Genomic DNA, 16233 nt, shown 5'->3' on the forward strand with positions numbered 1-16233 from the left:
ACGCGCGTCAGGCCTTTGTCCGCTCCTCGGCCCGCGCGTACTGGCCGGGTGTTTCCAGCACAGCCAGCGTGCAGCGTGAAATACACACAAGCTTGCCGACTTCGTTGCTGATCCTGATTTCCCAGACCTGGGTCTTGCGGCCCACGTGGATGGGGCTTGCGACCCCGTAGACCCATTGCCCGGCAATGCCGGCGCGAAGGTGGTTGGCGTTGATTTCCTGGCCGACCACGTGGAAGCGTGCCGCGTCAACGGTCAGCGATCCGGCCCAGGATGCCAGCGTCTCGGCCAGCGACACCGAAGCCCCGCCATGCAGCACCCCTGCCGGCTGGATCGTGTGTTCGTTGACCGGCATGCGCCCCGTGAGCGTGGTCTCGGTGAACGAGGTGATTTCAATGCCCAGGACTGCGTTCAACGTGCCCTTGGCCTTGTCGTTGAGTTCTTGGATGTCGAATTCTTGTGCCCAAAGCTTCATGTTCGTTGGCTCCCGGGATGGTTCTCGCAGTGGCGCGGCAACATTGTTTAGGCCGCAGGTTCTTCACGAGCCTATTGGGGTGGTGCCCAGATGGGGCAGGGTTCATGCCGGTGGCCGGAACGACGGAAGCCCCGCCGGTCTTGATTCGGACGGGCGGGGCTTGCGGGCGGCTGCCTGGCGAAACTACTTGGCCATGTGCAGTGCGAGGTACTGCTTGATGACCTGGTTGAACTCGTTGGCGCGCTCAACCTGTGACCAGTGGCCGCACTGGTTGAAGATGTGGGAATCGGCGGTGGGGATGACGGCCTGCAGTTCGTGGGTGCGGCTGACCGGGATGACGACGTCCTGCATGCCGTGGACCAGCAGCACCGGAATCTCGAGCTTGCCCAGGACCTCGAAGTCCAGCGGCAGAGCGTCGCGGTCGCGGTCCCGCGCCGTGACGACGTCGACGAGGCGGTCCGAGGCGGTGTCGTTCAGTGCCGAGGCGTAGCGCAGCGAGACGAGTTCGTCGGTGACCAGGGACTTGTCGACGACGAACTGCTCCAGGGTTCGGCGAATGCCGGCCTCGGAGAGTTCCGGCTTGGCGTGGCCGGAGAGTGCCGCGGTCTTCTTGGCGCCGCCGGTGCCCATGGAGACGATGCCCAGCAGGCGCTCGGGGAAGTCGATGGCGAACTGCATGGCCACCCAGCCGCCGATCGAGTTGCCGACGATCCAGGTCTTCTCGATGCCCAGGGCGTCCAGGACGCGCACGGCGTGGCGGACCCATTCCTTGATGCCGTATTCGATGCCCTCGGGCACCACGGTCTGGCCGTAGCCGACGGAGTCGATGGCGATGCAGCGGCCGGACTCGGCGAGCTCGGGCAGGTTCAGCCACCAGTTGGCGGCGGCGGTGACGCCGGTGCCTGAGCCGTGCAGGAAGAGGATCGGGGTGCCCTCGCCGAGCTCGTGGTAGTGGGTGATTTCGCCTTCGGCGGTTTCCAGCCACTTGTCTTCGAGGCCGAAGAAGGCGTCGGTCGTGTAATCGGGAATCTGGGTGACGGTCATCGTGAAACTCCTGCGTAATTCGGTGAGCCGGAAGGTGGTTTAGCTCAACCCTAGACGCGTGCCCGGGTGCCGGGGGATGAATCGTGCCAACCTGCGGCACGAAATCGACGGACGCAGGATTCAAAGTCGCCATCAACCGTGAAGACCGCTTGGCAGGCATTGCACTGGTGCAAGTAATTTATGCGGGCCCGGTGCCCTCCGGGGCGGCGCCGCTTTGTGCGCGGCGGCGCACACGCGCGATGATGGGAGAAGGGAAGTGCCGGACCGGGATTCCCGCCACACCCCTCGACCACATCGACAGATCGGCAACATCCATGAACATTGATTCCATCCTGATCGTTGGAGGCGGCCTGGCCGGATTCACCGTGGCGCAGAACCTGCGCGTCCGCGGATACGCCGGAACGTTGCAGATCATCGATCCGGCAGGGATCCCCTATGACCGTCCGCCCCTGAGCAAGGGCTACCTGCTGGGGGACAAGGACGCCGCGGGCATCGAGCTGGCCCCCGCTTCATGGTTCGCCGAACAGCGGGTGGACCTTCTTCCGGGCACGGTGCGCGCCCTGGAACTCGAGCCCCTGGGGGTTGAATTGGAGGACGGTCGGACGCTGCATGCCGACCGCCTGGTCCTGGCCACCGGCGGCTCCGCACGCCCGCTCCCGATCCCGGGCGGGGACCTGGACTCCGTGTTGGTGCTGCGCGACCGCGCGGATGCAGACAGGCTGCGGGCCAAGATCGTCCCCGGGACGCGGCTGGCCATCGTCGGGGCCGGGCTCATCGGTGCCGAGGTCGCCTCCTCGGCCCGGCAGCTGGGCGCCGAGGTCACGCTCGTTGACCCCATGGACCCGCCCCTGGTTCCCGCGGTCGGCCCCGAGCTGGCCAGGCGGCTGCACGCCATGCATGCAGACGCCGGGATCACCGTCATCCACGGCGCCCCCGTGGGCATCGCGCGCACTGCCGACGGCCACCGGCTGGAGTTGGCTGACGGCCGGGTCGTTGAGTGCGACGAGGTGCTGGTGGGCATCGGCATCATCCCCAACACCGAGCTGGCGCAGGCCGCGGGACTTGAAACCGACAACGGGGTGCTGGTCGATGAAAACCAGCGCACCTCGCACCCTGGCGTTTTCGCCGTGGGGGACATGGCCCGTACCCGGAAGCCCGATGGAACGTTGCTGCGCCGCGGTGAGCATTGGGAGTACGCCATGAACACCGGGGCCACCGCCGCCGCGGCGATCCTGGAGCAGGACCTGCCGGTGCACGGCGCCTCCTGGTTCTGGTCCGACCGGCACGGCACCCACGTGGAGGGAGTCGGGGACATGAACGCCGAGGGCACCACGATCCTGCGGATCAGCGAGGGGGAACCTGTGGCCGCCTTCCGCATCGCGGCCGACGGGCGGATGCTGGGGGCGGCGGCCATCGATGGGGGACTGACCATCAAGGCGGCGCGGCGCATCATCGACAAGGGCATCATCGTCAAGGCCGCGGCGCTCGCCGATCCGGGAATTCAACTGAAGAAGCTGGCACGTTAGGCACGGTCACCAGGATCCGGGCGAGGAGGCGGGGCATTCGCCGACCGCGGCCGGACCCGTGGCCTAGCCTTTCGGCTCGTACCGCATGGCCACCGCCCCCGAGGCGAACTCCAGCCGGCTCACGAGCCTCAAATCGATATGCCGGGACAGCCCCTCGAACAACTTTGGCCCGTGGCCCGTCAACCGGGGATGCACCACGAACTCGTACTCATCGATCAACCCCAACTCCGCCAGCGCCAACGGAAGCTTCATGCCGCCCACGAAAATTCCCTGGCCGGTCTCTGCCTTGAGCTGTCGGACGGCTTTTTCCAGGTCCCCGCGCACGAGCTCTGCGTTCCAATCGACGCTTTCCAGGGTGCTCGAGACGACGTACTTCCTCGCCGCGTCGATCGTTCGGGCGAAGGGCTCCATCCAAGCGGGCCTCGCCTCCGCAGCCCCCGCAGCCCCCGGCGACCGCCAGGCTTCCTCCATCATCTGGTAGGTCACCCGGCCAAAGAGAAGGGCGTCGGCCCGGACGAGGTTCTCAACAGCATGTCGATGCAGGTCCTCGTCGACGACTCCCGCACGATGATCGCAGCACCCATCCAAGGTGACGTTGATGGAGTACCGAAGGGGTCTCATGGCGCAAGAGTACCCACTGGGCGCTGGGCATGGAATACGTGATCAGCTGTTCCCCGTCGGCATACTTCGGTTCTTCCTTGCCCCCGTCCCGCGGCGGGGCCAGACTGGAGGCGGGACAACGGCAGGACGCTGTTTGCCCCCCGGCCAGCAGGAAGGCAGATCCAGGATGGACACCGAACCCACCGGAGACAGTCAGCGCGCGGTCGATCTGGGAGAGGTGGACATGCTGGAACCGGGCACCGCCGTGCTGGTTTCGGGCGAGACCAGCGGGTATCCGGTTGACATCGGCCTCTTTCGCACCGAGGCGGGGGATTACTACGCCCTGGACGACGAGTGCCCGCACGAGGTTGCTTCCCTGTCCGAGGGGTGGATCGAGGGGGACGAGATCGAATGCCCGCTGCATTCCTCGCGCTTCGACCTGCGGGACGGCAAGGTGCTTTGCCTGCCGGCGCTCAACGATGCCCGCACCCACAAGGTCGAGGTCAGGGACGGACGTGTGCTCCTGTTCCCGGGAACCGACGCCCCGTGACCCCCCCTGCTAGGGAGTCGGACGCAAGGTTGCCACGCGCACCAGGGCCGCCCCGGTGCCCAGCTCGGCCCGGTCTCCGGGATTGGCCCAGTAATGCTCCAAGGTGCGCAGGAGCTGGTCCGGGTTGGCCGTGAGTTCATGGACCAGGATGACCACCTTTCCTGCCCGTGCCTGTTCCCCTGCCTCCTGGCGTACCACGATCCAGGCCGGGCCGCGCTTGCCCAGGGGCTTGTGCCGTGCGGGATCGGCCGCCTCGATGCCGGCGACATCGTTCCAATAGATTTCCCTGGCGCCGCGCGATCCATGGACCACAATGCGGCTGCGGGTGAGGTAGACACCGGGTTCCTGGGACGCTGCCGCAATGCGGGCCAACCGGATTCCGCGGTTCAGCACGTACACGCCGGTGGCCAACAGAAAAATCGCCAGCAAGATGATCAGGACCAGCGGGTTGTAGTCCTGGAGGATCAGCAGCCGGGCGCTCAGCGCCACGGTGGCCACCAAAATCACCACCGCCAGACCCATCACCACGGCTGCCCATTGGGCCGAGGTCCGGAACATCGGGAACCACGTGGCGGCGCGCGGCCCCGTACTGGTCAGAACGGCCTCGGTGCCCGCGGCGTGATCCTCCGTGGGGCGCCGGTAGGCGGATGCCACGCCGAGCAATACCGCCAGGGCACTGGCGATCAGTGCCGTGGACAACACGGGACTGGCATGCAGTGCGGCATAGATTCCGGTGCCGGCCAGAAAGGCGAACAACACAAAAGATGGCAGAAGATGGTGCGCCATTTTCCAGCCGCTGTGGCGCGGTGCCCACAGGGGTGCCTCGGAACCGGTTTTGCTCATGTCACCAGCCTAAGCCGCCGATTGGATGAAAGACGTTACACACTGCGCCATGGCGTCTTCTCCAACGGGACATTCGCTGTGTATCTCGCCTACGATAAACGCACTATGGAATCGATTCGCAAACGCGTAAAAGTAATCACTTGGCTGCTGATTGCCGCCCTGGTCGTCGGCACCGGCGCCGGCCTGCTTTCTGGCGTGCTCTAAATGCCGCATAACCCCAACGATCCCGCGACGCTTCCCGGAGGAGGCGAGGCGGAACTTCCCGAGGCCCTGCGCACACCAACGGTAAACGTCAAGCGCAGCTGGGTGGCCTCGGTTGTCGCCATCAACATCGGCATCAACATTGTCTTCTTTGCCCCAATTAACGTGTTGCTCGGGTTGCAGGCCACGGCCATCGACGCCGGGTCCAAGGAAGCGATCCTGTCGCTCGTCACCGCCTGCGGCGCATCCGTGGCGCTGGTGGCCAACCCGCTGTTCGGGGCGCTCTCGGATCGCACCGTCTCCAAGATGGGGCGTCGCTCGCCCTGGATTCTCGCCGGGGCCATCCTGGGTGCCGCCTCGCTGTTGATGCTTTCCGGGGCCACCACCGTCGGGTTGATGTTGTTGGGTTGGTGCGGCCTGCAGGCAGGTGCCAACTCCGCCTATGCCGCGGTCACCGCCACGATCCCGGACCGCGTGCCGGAACGCCGGCGCGGCGGAATCGGCGGGCTGGCGGCCATGGGGCAAACCGTGGGCATCCTGCTGGGTGCCGTGGTGGGCTTCATGATCACCGGGAATATCGCCGTTGGCTACATCATCTGCGCCGTAGCCCTGGTCGTCTCCGTCATTCCCTACGTGCTGCGTGCCAACGACCCTGCCCTGCCGCGCGAGTTCCGCCCCGCCTTCAAATTGCTGGACTTCGCCAAGGGCTTCTGGATCAACCCGATGACCCATCGGGACTTCGGATGGGCCTGGCTGACCCGGTTCATGATGAACACCGGCAACCAGATGACCATCGTGTACCTGCTCTTCTTCCTCACCGACGTCGTCAAGTACCCCGACCCCGCCGGAGGAGTGCTGATCCTGACAGGCATCTACGCGATCATGGTCATCATCAGCGCCGTGCTCCTGGGTCCGATCAGCGACAGGTCGGGCAAGCGCAAGATCTTCGTGATCGTCTCCTCGATCGTCGTGGCCTCCTCCGCCCTGATCATCGCGGTGTCGCAGAACTTCGCAGGCGCGCTCATCGGTGCCGCCGTTCTCGGGCTTGGTTTTGGCGCCTACCTTGCTGTCGATTTTGCGCTGTTGACCCAGGTCCTGCCCTCGGCAAAATCCCGTGGCAAGGACATGGGCGTGATCAATGTGGCCAATTCGCTGCCGCAGGTCATCGCCCCGGCGTTGGCTTTCTTCGCCGTGAAGGTGCTGGGCGGTTACACGGCCTTGTTCATCGTTGCGGCGGTCATTGGCATCTTCGGCGCCCTGCTGGTGCGCAACATCCGCTCGGTACCCTAGGCGTCGCACGGCCCGCGCCGGCCGGTGTCTGGTGGCTCACCAAAACCGCACAACGGGCGACAGCACCGATAGGCTGGGACCCATGGCATGGTTACGCGACGCACCGTTTGGCTGGGCCTTCGCGTTCCTCTTTTTGCTGTCCATGGCGCGGGCCAACACCACTTACTGGATTGGCCGAGGCATCGCCGCCGGGGTTGAGCACACCCGCTTCCAGCATGTGCTGACCGGCCCGATCTACCGGCGAGCCGAACGCTTCATCCAGCGTTGGGGCGTGTTTGCCATTCCGCTGTCCTTCATGACAGTGGGCATCCAGACCGCCGTCAATGCCAGCGCCGGCGTCGCCCGGATGCCGGTGCTACGCTACCTTCCGGCCGTCATTGTCGGGTGCTTGATCTGGGCCACGATCTATTCCACCGTTGGCATGGCGGTGATCTACGCGTGGCTGGCCTTGGGATGGCAGTGGATCGTTGCAGGGGCGCTGGTCCTTCTCATCGCGACCTTGGCCTGGATCCGCTACCGCCGGCGCAACAGCTGAGGCGAATATCCGTCGATCAGTGGCGCGAGCAGTACATAACAATTCCGCCATCGTTCCGGGTTCACTCTGCCTTCCCGTGCCACCCCCTGACTGGTCTGTGGAAAAAGTTGTTCGACGTGTGAGTCTCTTGGGGAGCTTGGCAATGGCGATTGGTAATAAGAACCTACGGTCCGCATCGAGAATCTTGACGGCCGTGTTTCTGGGGGTTTCGCTCAGCGCCTGCGTCATGATTGATGCCTCACCCGAGCCGACGGACACTTCTCCCGCCGTCCCTTCGCAGGTATCATCCCCGGTAACCACCAGCCCTGTCGAGAACCCGACTCCGAGCTCAGAGGCGCCGTCCGCCCCCGCATCGAGCGCGGAACCGGTCGCCGAATGGACGGACGTCATCAAGGACGCACGCTCCGGGGTGGCACACCTGCTGGTCACGCGATGCGAGAACGAGGGTGCGGGCAGTGGATTCCTCATCGATGACGATTTGGTGGTGACAGCGGCACACGTAGTGAAGGACGCCGCCGAAATCACGTTGCGAGTCGACGACGAGCTGGTGAGCGGCCAGGTCTTGGGAACCAACGACAGGTCGGATATTGCATTGGTCCGTCTTGCCCGGACCAGTGAAGGGCACCAATTTTCATTCATTGACGGTGACCCGGAAATCGGCACCGAGATACAGGCACTGGGGTTCCCGCAGAACCTGACAGTGAAGGACGAAAGGGAATCCAACAGCGGATTCACTGCCACCATCGGTTCCGTGTCGGCCGGGGACCAGACCGCACGCTATGAATCGGGCCCCATTGAGAACATGATCAGGATCGACGCATCCGTGGATTCGGGAAATTCCGGTGGCCCCTTGATTACGAAGGACGGGAAAGTTGTCGGGCTTGTCAGCGGGGTACGGATGACGGCGGATGGATCGCCGGTCAACGGATGGGGCTATGCCGTGATCGCTCCGCGTATTTCTGTTGCAGTAACGGAGTGGAAAGAACGCAGCACAATGGTGGCATTAAAATCCTGCGAGAATGCACCGGCTCCGGACGGCACCGCCGTCTACTCGGAAGTCCTTTCGTCCCACGACCAGGCTCCGGGCATTGCACAGAGCCTGGTGGCGCACGGCCAAGCCATTAACAACGGCAATTACGAATCCGCCTACTCGATCTTCACGGGCAACATCCTGGGCAGGATTGGAAGCCTTCCGGAATGGTCGGATGGGATCTCAACCTCGTATTGGCTTGGATTGCTGGTTGATGACGTGAAGGGGGCCGATGACACCGTGACAGCTCGCGCCAGGCTGGTGACGGCCCAGGATCCGGTTCTCCACAGTCCTGCCGGAACCATGGACCAAGCATGTTCGATCTGGACCATGGACTACACGATGGAGTGGGACGGTACCCGATGGCTCATGGAAGATGTTGAAAGCATTGGTCTCCCCGAGGACTGCACCACGGAAATGGAAGACCGCGACAACACCGACCCCAACGACGACATTGGTGACTAGTCTTGGGCTTCCTGCAGCGTGTTGAGGTCTTTGGCAAATATTCGTCGGTAGGATTCAGGAAACCGACGAAACATTGCGAAAGCTGGGTACAGACGTGGCCATCACGACAAGGAACCCCCGCGAGGCCGGCCCCGTGGAGCTCGATGACATCGACCGCGGGTTGCTGCGCATGCTCACGGAGAACGCCCGCCGCACCAACAACTCGCTCGCCGAGGAACTGGGCATCGCGCCATCGACCTGCCTGGCCCGGCTCAACGCCCTGCGCTCTGCCGGGGTCATCCGCCGCTTCACCCTGGAAATCGATCCAGAGGTCCTGGGTCACGCGCTCGAGGCGTTGATCTTCGTGAAGATCCGCCCGGGCGCCCGCCACCTGATGTCGAGCTTTGCCGAGGAAATGCGCGCCAAGCCCGGGGTCACCCAGCTCTTCTTCCTGGGCGGTGCCGACGACTTTCTGATCCACGTCGCGGTGCGCGACTCAAAGGACGTGCGCCAGTTCGTGCTCGACAACCTCTCGGCAAACCCAGCGGTTGCCACCACCCAGACGTCGCTGGTCTTCGAGCACAGCCAGGGCGCGGTGCCCTGGCTGTAACCCGGCTTTACCAGGAGACCTCGCGCGGACGCCCCTCCTCATAGCCGGCGGCGGACTGCACCCCGACAATGGCGCGCTCGCGGAACTCGGCAATCGAGTCCGCCCCGGCGTAGCTGAAGGATGAGCGGACCCCGGATACGATCGAATCGATGAGGTCTTCCACGCCCGGCCGGTGCTGGTCCAGGTACATGCGGGAGTGTGAGATCCCTTCCTCAAAGAGCGCCGCACGGGCCCGCTCAAACGCCGACTGGTGCTTGGTGCGCTGCTGCACCGCGCGGGCCGAGGCCATGCCGAAGCTTTCCTTGTAGAGCCGCCCTTCGCCGTCGGAGACCAGGTCCCCTGCCGATTCGTAGGTCCCCGCGAACCAGGATCCGACCATCACGCTGGCGGCGCCTGCCGCCAGCGCCAGGGCCACGTCGCGCGGGTATTTGACGCCGCCGTCGGCCCACACCTCGACGCTGGCCTCGCGCGCCGCGGCCGCGCATTCCAGGACGGCGGAGAACTGCGGGCGTCCCACCCCGGTCATCATCCGGGTGGTGCACATGGCGCCGGGCCCCACCCCGACCTTCAGGATGTCTGCGCCGGCCTCGGCCAGGTCCCGGGTGCCGGCAGCGGAGACCACGTTTCCCGCCGCGATCTGGATCCGGCGCCCGGTGCGTTGGGCAAAGTCGTCGCGGGCCGCAACCGCCAGGGGCAGGGCCTCGATCATCCGCTCCTGGTGGCCGTGGGCGGTGTCCAGCACGATGACGTCCACGCCGGCCTCGAGCAGTTCGCGGGTCTTGGCGCCCACATCGCCGTTGATTCCCACGGCTGCACCGACCATCAGGTTCCCCGCGGGATCCACTGCCGGGGTGTAAAGCGCGGACCGCAGAACGCCCTTGCGGGTCAACACCCCGGCGAGGTGCTCGCCGTCGAGCACCGGGACCATGCCCAGGTGTCGGGTGCTGAGTGTCTCGAACACCGAGTCGAGGTGCGTGTCCTTGTCCACGGTGACGATTTCGGAGGTCATGACTTGGTGGATCGGGGTGAAGCGGTCGACTTCCAGGCAGTCCTTTTCCGCGACGATGCCCACCGGGCGGTGGCCCTCCAGCACCACCGCCGCACCGTGCGAGCGCTTGCCCAGCAGCGCCAGGGCGGTGGAGACCGAGTCGTTGACGTCCACGGTGATGGGGGTTTCGAAGACCGGGTGGGCGCGCTTGATCTTCTCGACCATGTCCTGCAGGGCGGCCAGGGAGATGTCCTGGGGCAGGATCGTGATCCCGCCGCGGCGGGCCACCGTTTCGGCCATGCGCTTGCCGGCCACCGCCGTCATGTTCGAAACGACCAGCGGGATGGAGGTGCCCACCGAATCCGGCGTGGTGAGGTCCACCCCGGACCGGGACACCACCGCCGAGCGCGAGGGAACCATGAAGATGTCGTTGTAGGTCAGGTCGTGGGCTGGTTGCAGATCATTGAGAAACTTCACTTGCTCAGGCTACAGCCGCGGTGACATCGCGCGCGTGGCGCGCGTCACGGCGGGCGTGGTGTGGGATCGGGATTTGGGCATGTTCCGCGCGCGGAATTGCGCGCCCGGAATCCTGTACCCGTGGGTAGCAAGCCGCCGGATTAGGGCCCATAAACATCACTAATTTCCGGGCGCGGTTTGGGGTTACCGTGGTATCCAGAGCGGTTCGAAATCCGCGAGACCGCCGGTTCGAGGAGTGCATCATGACAGTCACTGTGCCCGTTACCGAATGTTCCGTATCCAATTGCTCGTTCAACGACCACACCCATTGCGGGGCCTCCGGCATCACCATCGGCGGAAATGCCGACCACGCGCAATGCGCGACGTTCATCGACACCGGCGTGCACGGCGGCCTGCCCAAGATCCTAGCCTCGGTGGGTGCCTGCCAGCGCATGGAATGCACCCACAATGACCACCTGATGTGTGCAGCGGACTCGGTGCGCGTGGGGCCCGGCGCGGACAATGCGGACTGTCTCACGTACGAACACGGCGCCTGAGCCGCGACTGTTTGGGCCCTTCCCGGCGCTGGTGAACCACGGCGCCGGGGAGGGCCTTGTCGTGCGCGGGGCGGGGGTCCATTCCGCGGATTGCCTCCGGCGTCGGGGGAGGGGGGCCGAAATAAATTGTTGAACAACCTCTTGTCAAGATTGTTCAACAACCTGTAGTGTACTTCTCATCGCTCCCACTTGTGACAGCAGTCACCCGCAACCCGATGGATGGAATCATGGCCACTCCTAGCACGAAACCGAAGCTCAGCACTTCAGCCAGGCGCACCGCAATGCTGGGCGCCATGTTCCTCATGGCAACCAGCGCCATCGGGCCCGGCTTCATCACCCAGACCACGGAATTCACGGTCCAGATCGGCGCCTCGTTCGCCTTCGCGATCGTCGTCTCCATCCTGGTGGACATCGCCGTCCAGCTGAACGTGTGGCGCATCATCGGCGTTTCGGGCCTGCGTGCCCAGGAACTCGGCAACAAGGTCCTCCCCGGCATCGGCTGGGTCCTGGCGGGTCTGGTCTTCATCGGCGGCATGGTCTTCAATATCGGCAACATTGCCGGAACCGGCCTGGGCTTCAACGCCATGATGGGGCTTGACCCCAAGGTCGGCGGCATCATTTCCGCCGCCGTGGCGATCCTGATCTTCCTCTCCAAGCGCGCGGGCATGGCCCTGGACAAGATCGTGGTGCTGCTCGGCGCCATCATGATCCTGTTGATGCTGTATGTGGCAATCGTCGCCGCACCTCCGGTGGGCGAGGCCCTGAAGAACGCGGTGCTTCCGGAGAACATCAGCTTCCTGATCATCACCACCCTGATCGGCGGCACCGTGGGCGGCTACATTACCTACGCCGGTGCCCACCGCATGCTCGACTCCGGCGCCGCCGGCATCGAGAACGTCAAGGACATCACCAAGACCTCCATCTTGAGCATCATCGTCACCGGCATCATGCGGGTTCTCCTCTTCCTGGCTATCCTCGGCGTCGTCGCCGGCGGAGCCGTGCTGACCACGAACAACAAGGCCGCCGAGGCCTTCGGCATTGCCGCCGGCGACATCGGCATGCGGTCCTTCGGCGTAATCCTCTGGGCCGCAGCCCTGACCTCCGTGATTGGCGCCGCCTACACCTCGGTTTCCTTCATCACCAAGTCCACCACCCCCGAACGCACCCGCAACCTGCTCACCGTCGCCTTCATCGCCGTGTGTGCGGTCATCTACATGTTCCTGGGCCAGGCGCCGCAGACGCTGCTGATCTTCGCCGGGGCCTTCAACGGCCTGATCCTGCCCGTCGGCTTCGCGGTCCTGCTCTATGCCGCCTGGCGCCGCCGCGACTTGCTGCAGGGCTACGCGTACCCCAAGTGGCTGTTGATCGTCGGTGTCGTGACCTGGTTGCTGACGCTCTTCCTCGGCTGGAACTCCCTGGCCGGCCTGTCCAAGCTCTGGGCCTAGAACGCCCACCCCTCCGCCCCGGCAACACCTTGCCCACCAGGTCCGCCCCTTCGAAAGGACGCCAGCAGAAATGACACCCGCCAATTCTCCAAAGACCGGAGCAGGGGAGCGCGCAACGCTGTCCCCGGCCCAGGCACGCGAACTGTTCCGCAACGGATTGACGGTTCCGACCGCCGGCTTCTCCCTCGGCTACGCCCAGGCCAACCTGATCATCGTGCCCAGGGACCAGGCTTTCGACGTGTTGCTCTTCGCCCAGCGCAACCCCAAGTCCTGCCCGATCCTGGGCGTGCTGGACGCGGGGGAGACCAGCGGGGACCTGCTGAAGGGCGGGGACATCCGCACCGACGTGCCGAAGTACATGGTCTATGAAAACGGCGTGAAGATCGCCGAGCCCACGGACCTGGCCGAGTACTGGCGCGATGACCTGGTGACGTTCATCGTCGGCTGCTCGTTCACCTTCGAGACCGCCCTGATGGAGGGCGGCATCAAGATCGCCCACATCGACCAGGGCGTGAATGTGCCGATGTTCAAGACGAACATCCGCAGCGCCTCGGCCGGCTCCATGTCAGGGCCCATGGTGGTGTCGATGCGCCCCATCCCCGCCTCACAGGTCGCCGATGCCGTGCGCATCACCTCGCGCTACCCGGCGGTGCACGGGGCCCCGGTGCACATCGGCAACCCGGAGGAGCTGGGCATCACGGACCTCTCGAAGCCGGACTTCGGCGACGCCGTCGAAATCCCGGCCGGGCACATCCCGGTGTTCTGGGCCTGCGGGGTCACGCCGCAGGCGGCGGTCATGGAATCCAAGCCCGCGCTGGCCATCGGCCACGCGCCGGGACACATGCTCATCACCGACACCCGCGACAGCAACTACCTGGTTCCCTAGGAACCCTTTCCCCCTCCGCGAACGGGGTCCCGCGGGACCCCGTTCGCGGACCCCGATCCGCCAGGGAATTTCCTGCTCCCCCATGCAGGGGACTTCCCTGGTGCCCAAAAAGGGCCGTCGCCGGGAGCACCATCCCCTTGTCGACGCCCGTGAGAATCGCGTCCTGGTTCCCCCGGAATCCCGGCGCGATCCTCCGCCAAGGAAGTGCCCGTTCCCCCCAAAACGGGCGCTTCCTTGGCTCCATTAACGGCTGCCTACCTGTCCCGGCCCACGGCCGACAGCCAGAAGTCCACCTCGGCGCACAGGCGGGACTTCGCCGGCTCCTCGAGGAAGGACGACTCGATCGAATTCCGTGCCAGTGTCGCCCGCTCGGCGTTCGTCAGGCCCAGCTCCCGGTCCACCGCCTCGAAGTTGGCGTCAAGGTAGCCGCCGAAATAGGCGGGGTCATCCGAATGGATGGAAACATTCAATCCCCGTGCCAGCATCTCTTTCAGCGGATGGTCGGCCAGGGTATCGACGGTGCGCAGCCGCACGTTGGAGAGCGGGCACACGGTCAGCGGCATGCGCTCTGCGACCAACCGCCGGACCAGGCCCTCGTCCTCGAGGCAGCGGATGCCGTGGTCGATGCGTTCAACCTTGAGCAGGTCAAGGGCCTGGACAATGTATTCCGGCGGCCCCTCCTCCCCGGCGTGCGCCACCACATGCAGCCCATGGTCTCGCGCATAATCAAAGACCTCCCGGAACAGCGCCGGCGGATAGCCCAACTCCGAGGAATCCAGCCCGATGCCGTCGATCTGGTGCCCTTCGGCAAGAAGCGTGCGCAGGATTTCCATGGCCGAGGCCGCCGGGGCATGCCGCCAGAAGCAGGCGATGAGCTTGTGCGTGATGCCGAAGCGTTCCTCGCCCTCGCGCAGCGCCTCGCGGATGCCCCCGATGACCTCGCCCAGCCCGATCCCGCGTTCCAGGTGCGCCTGCGGGTCGAAGAACAACTCGACATGCCGCACTCCGGAGGCCTCGGCCCGGCGCAGGTAGGCCAGGGTGATCTCGTGGAAGTCGGCACGGGTCCGCAACACCGCAAGGTTGGTGTAGAACAGGTCAAGGAACGACTGAAGATTGCTGAAGTCGTACTGGTCCCTCAGCTGTTCCAGGGACGGCCACGGCAGCGTGACGCCGTTCTGCTTGGCCAGGCGCAGGATGGCCTCGGGTTCGAGCGTTCCTTCGAGGTGGATGTGCAATTCGGCAACGGGCAACTTCATGGTCTTGGCTCCTGTCGGTGGTCGACCAAGAATAGTCTCCCGGGTCCCTGCTTCCCCGCGTGCACGCCGGGGTGGCTGCCGCCGTGAGTGGCAAGTCACGGATCGGCTACCCCCTCCGCTGCCGTGGCAGACTGGTCGGTGAAGCGCTCGCGATCGAGCGCCGGAGACCTGCGCGAGACGCAGCCCGTGAGTGATGAGAAGGACAGGAACGTGAGCGTCACAACCGACCGGCGGAAGCATTGGTTCCCCGCTGCCCTGAGCCTGATGATGGTGGGCTGGGGCGCCAACCAATTCGTTTCCCTGCTGGTGTTCTACCGCCAGGAACACGGCTTCTCCGAGGTCATGGTTACCTCGATGCTCGGCATCTACGTCGTGGGCCTGGTTCCGGCGCTGCTGTGGGGCGGCCGGCACTCGGACCGGATCGGCCGCAAGCCCGTCACGCTCTTTGCAGTCGCCCTGTCCATGGCGGCCAACGTGGCCATGATGGGGTCGGTCATTGGCACCGCACCGCTGTTCGCCGGAAGGTTCATGGCAGGAATTGCCACGGGGCTGGCCATGGCGGCGGCCACCAGCTGGGTCAAGGAACTCTCCCAGGCGCCGTGGGACTTGCACTCCGCTGCGGGATCGGGCGCACGACGCGCCTCACTGCTCACCAGCGCCGGCTTCTGGCTTGGGCCCGTCGTGGGGGGCTTGCTGGCCAGCTTCGCCCCCGCTCCGGCGATCATGCCCTACGCGCTGCACATCGCCTTGTGCATCCCGTTGCTTTTCATCGTGGCCAGGCTGCCCGAGACACGCTCTAGCGGTACCACCGGGGGCACGCCGGGCTCCCATCCGGCCCCGCACCCCGGGGCACGCAAGCGATTCAGGCTGGTGGTGGCGCCGGCCGCACCATGGGTGTTCGCGGCGGGCACCACAGGCTTTGCCGTTGTGCCGGCGGTTATCCCCGGGTTGGGAGAGGGACGGCTCGCGTACGCCACTGCAGCAGTGGCCATCACCCTGGGCTTCAGCGTGCTGATTCAGCCGCTGGCTCGCAGGCTGGACACTGTCCGAAATGCGCGCTCGCTGCTGACCGGAACGACCACCGCCTTCCTGGGACTGGCCGCCGTGCTCGCCGCGATCCTTCTCGCCAGCCCTGCATTGGGACTGGTCGCCTCCGCGGTCCTCGGATCGGCCAACGGGCTGCTCATGGTCGGCGGGCTCCTGGAGATCCAGCGCCTGGCGGCCGCCCACGAATTGGGCAAGCTCACGGGCTTCTTCTACACGCTGGCGTATGTGGGGTTCCTGGCCCCCACGGTGGTGGCCTTCGCCGCGCAGTGGATCCAGACCGCCTGGATCATGGCAGGGATGCTGGCCTTGTGCCTGGTGTCGCTGGCCATCATCGTGATGAACTCACGCAAGTATCTGCCGCCGCTGCTCGAGCGGGTCGACGCGGATCCGGCCGTTAAGGTCCGCAAGCACAAAACCAGCTAACCCGGGTAGGCAGTTGCGACCGACCTGAAG

16 protein-coding genes are annotated in these 16233 nt (G+C 65.3%); 10 read left to right on the forward strand and 6 right to left on the reverse strand.

Annotated elements, in window-relative coordinates:
• Positions 1-7: 7 nt before the first annotated feature.
• Both OIU93_RS11110 and OIU93_RS11115 read right to left on the reverse strand, forming a co-directional pair.
• Positions 8-472: a PaaI family thioesterase gene (locus OIU93_RS11110; RefSeq protein ID WP_264270145.1), complete on the reverse strand. Its 465-nt coding sequence runs from the start codon at positions 470-472 to the stop codon at positions 8-10.
• Positions 473-655: 183 nt separating this feature from the next.
• Positions 656-1516, reverse strand: coding sequence for an alpha/beta fold hydrolase (locus OIU93_RS11115; protein WP_264270146.1), 861 nt, complete (start codon positions 1514-1516; stop codon positions 656-658).
• 314 nt (positions 1517-1830) lie between these two features.
• Between OIU93_RS11115 and OIU93_RS11120 the strand changes: the two genes are divergently transcribed.
• Positions 1831-3042, forward strand: coding sequence for an NAD(P)/FAD-dependent oxidoreductase (locus OIU93_RS11120; protein ID WP_264270147.1), 1212 nt, complete (start codon positions 1831-1833; stop codon positions 3040-3042).
• Positions 3043-3105: 63 nt separating this feature from the next.
• On the opposite strand, the gene OIU93_RS11125 is transcribed toward OIU93_RS11120, so the two are convergent.
• Positions 3106-3663, reverse strand: coding sequence for a dihydrofolate reductase family protein (locus OIU93_RS11125; RefSeq protein ID WP_264270148.1), 558 nt, complete (start codon positions 3661-3663; stop codon positions 3106-3108).
• Between the two features lie 166 nt (positions 3664-3829).
• On the opposite strand from OIU93_RS11125, the gene OIU93_RS11130 reads away from it, so the two are divergent.
• Positions 3830-4192 (forward strand): non-heme iron oxygenase ferredoxin subunit, encoded by a 363-nt coding sequence (locus OIU93_RS11130; protein ID WP_264270149.1) that lies wholly within the window; start codon positions 3830-3832, stop codon positions 4190-4192.
• A 9-nt stretch (positions 4193-4201) separates the two neighbouring features.
• On the opposite strand, the gene OIU93_RS11135 is transcribed toward OIU93_RS11130, so the two are convergent.
• Complete coding sequence (locus OIU93_RS11135) at positions 4202-5035, reverse strand: hypothetical protein (RefSeq protein ID WP_264270150.1); 834 nt, start codon at positions 5033-5035, stop codon at positions 4202-4204.
• A gap of 204 nt (positions 5036-5239) precedes the next feature.
• Between OIU93_RS11135 and OIU93_RS11140 the strand changes: the two genes are divergently transcribed.
• The 4 genes from OIU93_RS11140 (at position 5240) to OIU93_RS11155 (ending at position 9145) form a co-directional block, all read left to right on the forward strand.
• On the forward strand, positions 5240-6526 hold the full coding sequence (locus OIU93_RS11140; protein ID WP_264270151.1) for an MFS transporter: 1287 nt from the start codon (positions 5240-5242) through the stop codon (positions 6524-6526).
• A gap of 82 nt (positions 6527-6608) precedes the next feature.
• Positions 6609-7061 (forward strand): DedA family protein, encoded by a 453-nt coding sequence (locus tag OIU93_RS11145; RefSeq protein WP_264270152.1) that lies wholly within the window; start codon positions 6609-6611, stop codon positions 7059-7061.
• Positions 7062-7287: 226 nt separating this feature from the next.
• The gene (locus OIU93_RS11150; RefSeq protein ID WP_264270153.1) at positions 7288-8556 is read left to right on the forward strand and encodes a S1C family serine protease; all 1269 of its coding nucleotides are present in this window, start codon (positions 7288-7290) and stop codon (positions 8554-8556) included.
• Between the two features lie 94 nt (positions 8557-8650).
• Entirely contained in the window at positions 8651-9145 is a 495-nt protein-coding gene (locus OIU93_RS11155) for an Lrp/AsnC family transcriptional regulator (protein WP_264270154.1), read from the forward strand.
• 7 nt (positions 9146-9152) lie between these two features.
• On the opposite strand, the gene OIU93_RS11160 is transcribed toward OIU93_RS11155, so the two are convergent.
• Positions 9153-10610 carry a GuaB1 family IMP dehydrogenase-related protein gene (locus OIU93_RS11160; RefSeq protein WP_264270155.1) on the reverse strand — a complete coding sequence of 486 codons (1458 nt, stop codon included), beginning with the start codon at positions 10608-10610 and terminating at the stop codon, positions 9153-9155.
• A 242-nt stretch (positions 10611-10852) separates the two neighbouring features.
• Here OIU93_RS11160 and OIU93_RS11165 point away from each other — a divergent pair, with 242 nt between their 5' ends.
• The 3 genes from OIU93_RS11165 (at position 10853) to OIU93_RS11175 (ending at position 13477) form a co-directional block, all read left to right on the forward strand.
• Positions 10853-11146: a DUF1540 domain-containing protein gene (locus OIU93_RS11165; protein WP_217387504.1), complete on the forward strand. Its 294-nt coding sequence runs from the start codon at positions 10853-10855 to the stop codon at positions 11144-11146.
• A gap of 227 nt (positions 11147-11373) precedes the next feature.
• Positions 11374-12591, forward strand: coding sequence for an NRAMP family divalent metal transporter (locus tag OIU93_RS11170; RefSeq protein WP_264270156.1), 1218 nt, complete (start codon positions 11374-11376; stop codon positions 12589-12591).
• A 70-nt stretch (positions 12592-12661) separates the two neighbouring features.
• Positions 12662-13477 (forward strand): putative hydro-lyase, encoded by an 816-nt coding sequence (locus OIU93_RS11175; protein ID WP_264270157.1) that lies wholly within the window; start codon positions 12662-12664, stop codon positions 13475-13477.
• Positions 13478-13731: 254 nt separating this feature from the next.
• Here the strand turns inward: OIU93_RS11175 and OIU93_RS11180 are convergent, their stop codons facing one another.
• Positions 13732-14733, reverse strand: coding sequence for an adenosine deaminase (locus OIU93_RS11180; protein ID WP_264270158.1), 1002 nt, complete (start codon positions 14731-14733; stop codon positions 13732-13734).
• 138 nt (positions 14734-14871) lie between these two features.
• Here OIU93_RS11180 and OIU93_RS11185 point away from each other — a divergent pair, with 138 nt between their 5' ends.
• Positions 14872-16203: an MFS transporter gene (locus tag OIU93_RS11185; protein WP_372342912.1), complete on the forward strand. Its 1332-nt coding sequence runs from the start codon at positions 14872-14874 to the stop codon at positions 16201-16203.
• Positions 16204-16233: the final 30 nt, after the last annotated feature.

The organism is Paeniglutamicibacter sp. ZC-3 (assembly GCF_025847175.2).
GTDB lineage: Bacteria > Actinomycetota > Actinomycetes > Actinomycetales > Micrococcaceae > Paeniglutamicibacter > Paeniglutamicibacter sulfureus.

What these genes read in the sequence shown, in the direction of transcription:
- OIU93_RS11135 (WP_264270150.1), bottom strand. Translation starts at nt 5,035, where the DNA reads ATGAGCAAAACCGGTTCCGAGGCACCCCTGTGGGCACCGCGCCACAGC.
- OIU93_RS11125 (WP_264270148.1), bottom strand. Translation starts at nt 3,663, where the DNA reads ATGAGACCCCTTCGGTACTCCATCAACGTCACCTTGGATGGGTGCTGC.
- OIU93_RS11170 (WP_264270156.1), top strand. Translation starts at nt 11,374, where the DNA reads ATGGCCACTCCTAGCACGAAACCGAAGCTCAGCACTTCAGCCAGGCGC.
- OIU93_RS11130 (WP_264270149.1), top strand. Translation starts at nt 3,830, where the DNA reads ATGGACACCGAACCCACCGGAGACAGTCAGCGCGCGGTCGATCTGGGA.
- OIU93_RS11165 (WP_217387504.1), top strand. Translation starts at nt 10,853, where the DNA reads ATGACAGTCACTGTGCCCGTTACCGAATGTTCCGTATCCAATTGCTCG.
- OIU93_RS11110 (WP_264270145.1), bottom strand. Translation starts at nt 472, where the DNA reads ATGAAGCTTTGGGCACAAGAATTCGACATCCAAGAACTCAACGACAAG.
- OIU93_RS11140 (WP_264270151.1), top strand. Translation starts at nt 5,240, where the DNA reads ATGCCGCATAACCCCAACGATCCCGCGACGCTTCCCGGAGGAGGCGAG.
- OIU93_RS11115 (WP_264270146.1), bottom strand. Translation starts at nt 1,516, where the DNA reads ATGACCGTCACCCAGATTCCCGATTACACGACCGACGCCTTCTTCGGC.
- OIU93_RS11180 (WP_264270158.1), bottom strand. Translation starts at nt 14,733, where the DNA reads ATGAAGTTGCCCGTTGCCGAATTGCACATCCACCTCGAAGGAACGCTC.
- OIU93_RS11145 (WP_264270152.1), top strand. Translation starts at nt 6,609, where the DNA reads ATGGCATGGTTACGCGACGCACCGTTTGGCTGGGCCTTCGCGTTCCTC.
- OIU93_RS11150 (WP_264270153.1), top strand. Translation starts at nt 7,288, where the DNA reads ATGATTGATGCCTCACCCGAGCCGACGGACACTTCTCCCGCCGTCCCT.
- OIU93_RS11175 (WP_264270157.1), top strand. Translation starts at nt 12,662, where the DNA reads ATGACACCCGCCAATTCTCCAAAGACCGGAGCAGGGGAGCGCGCAACG.
- OIU93_RS11120 (WP_264270147.1), top strand. Translation starts at nt 1,831, where the DNA reads ATGAACATTGATTCCATCCTGATCGTTGGAGGCGGCCTGGCCGGATTC.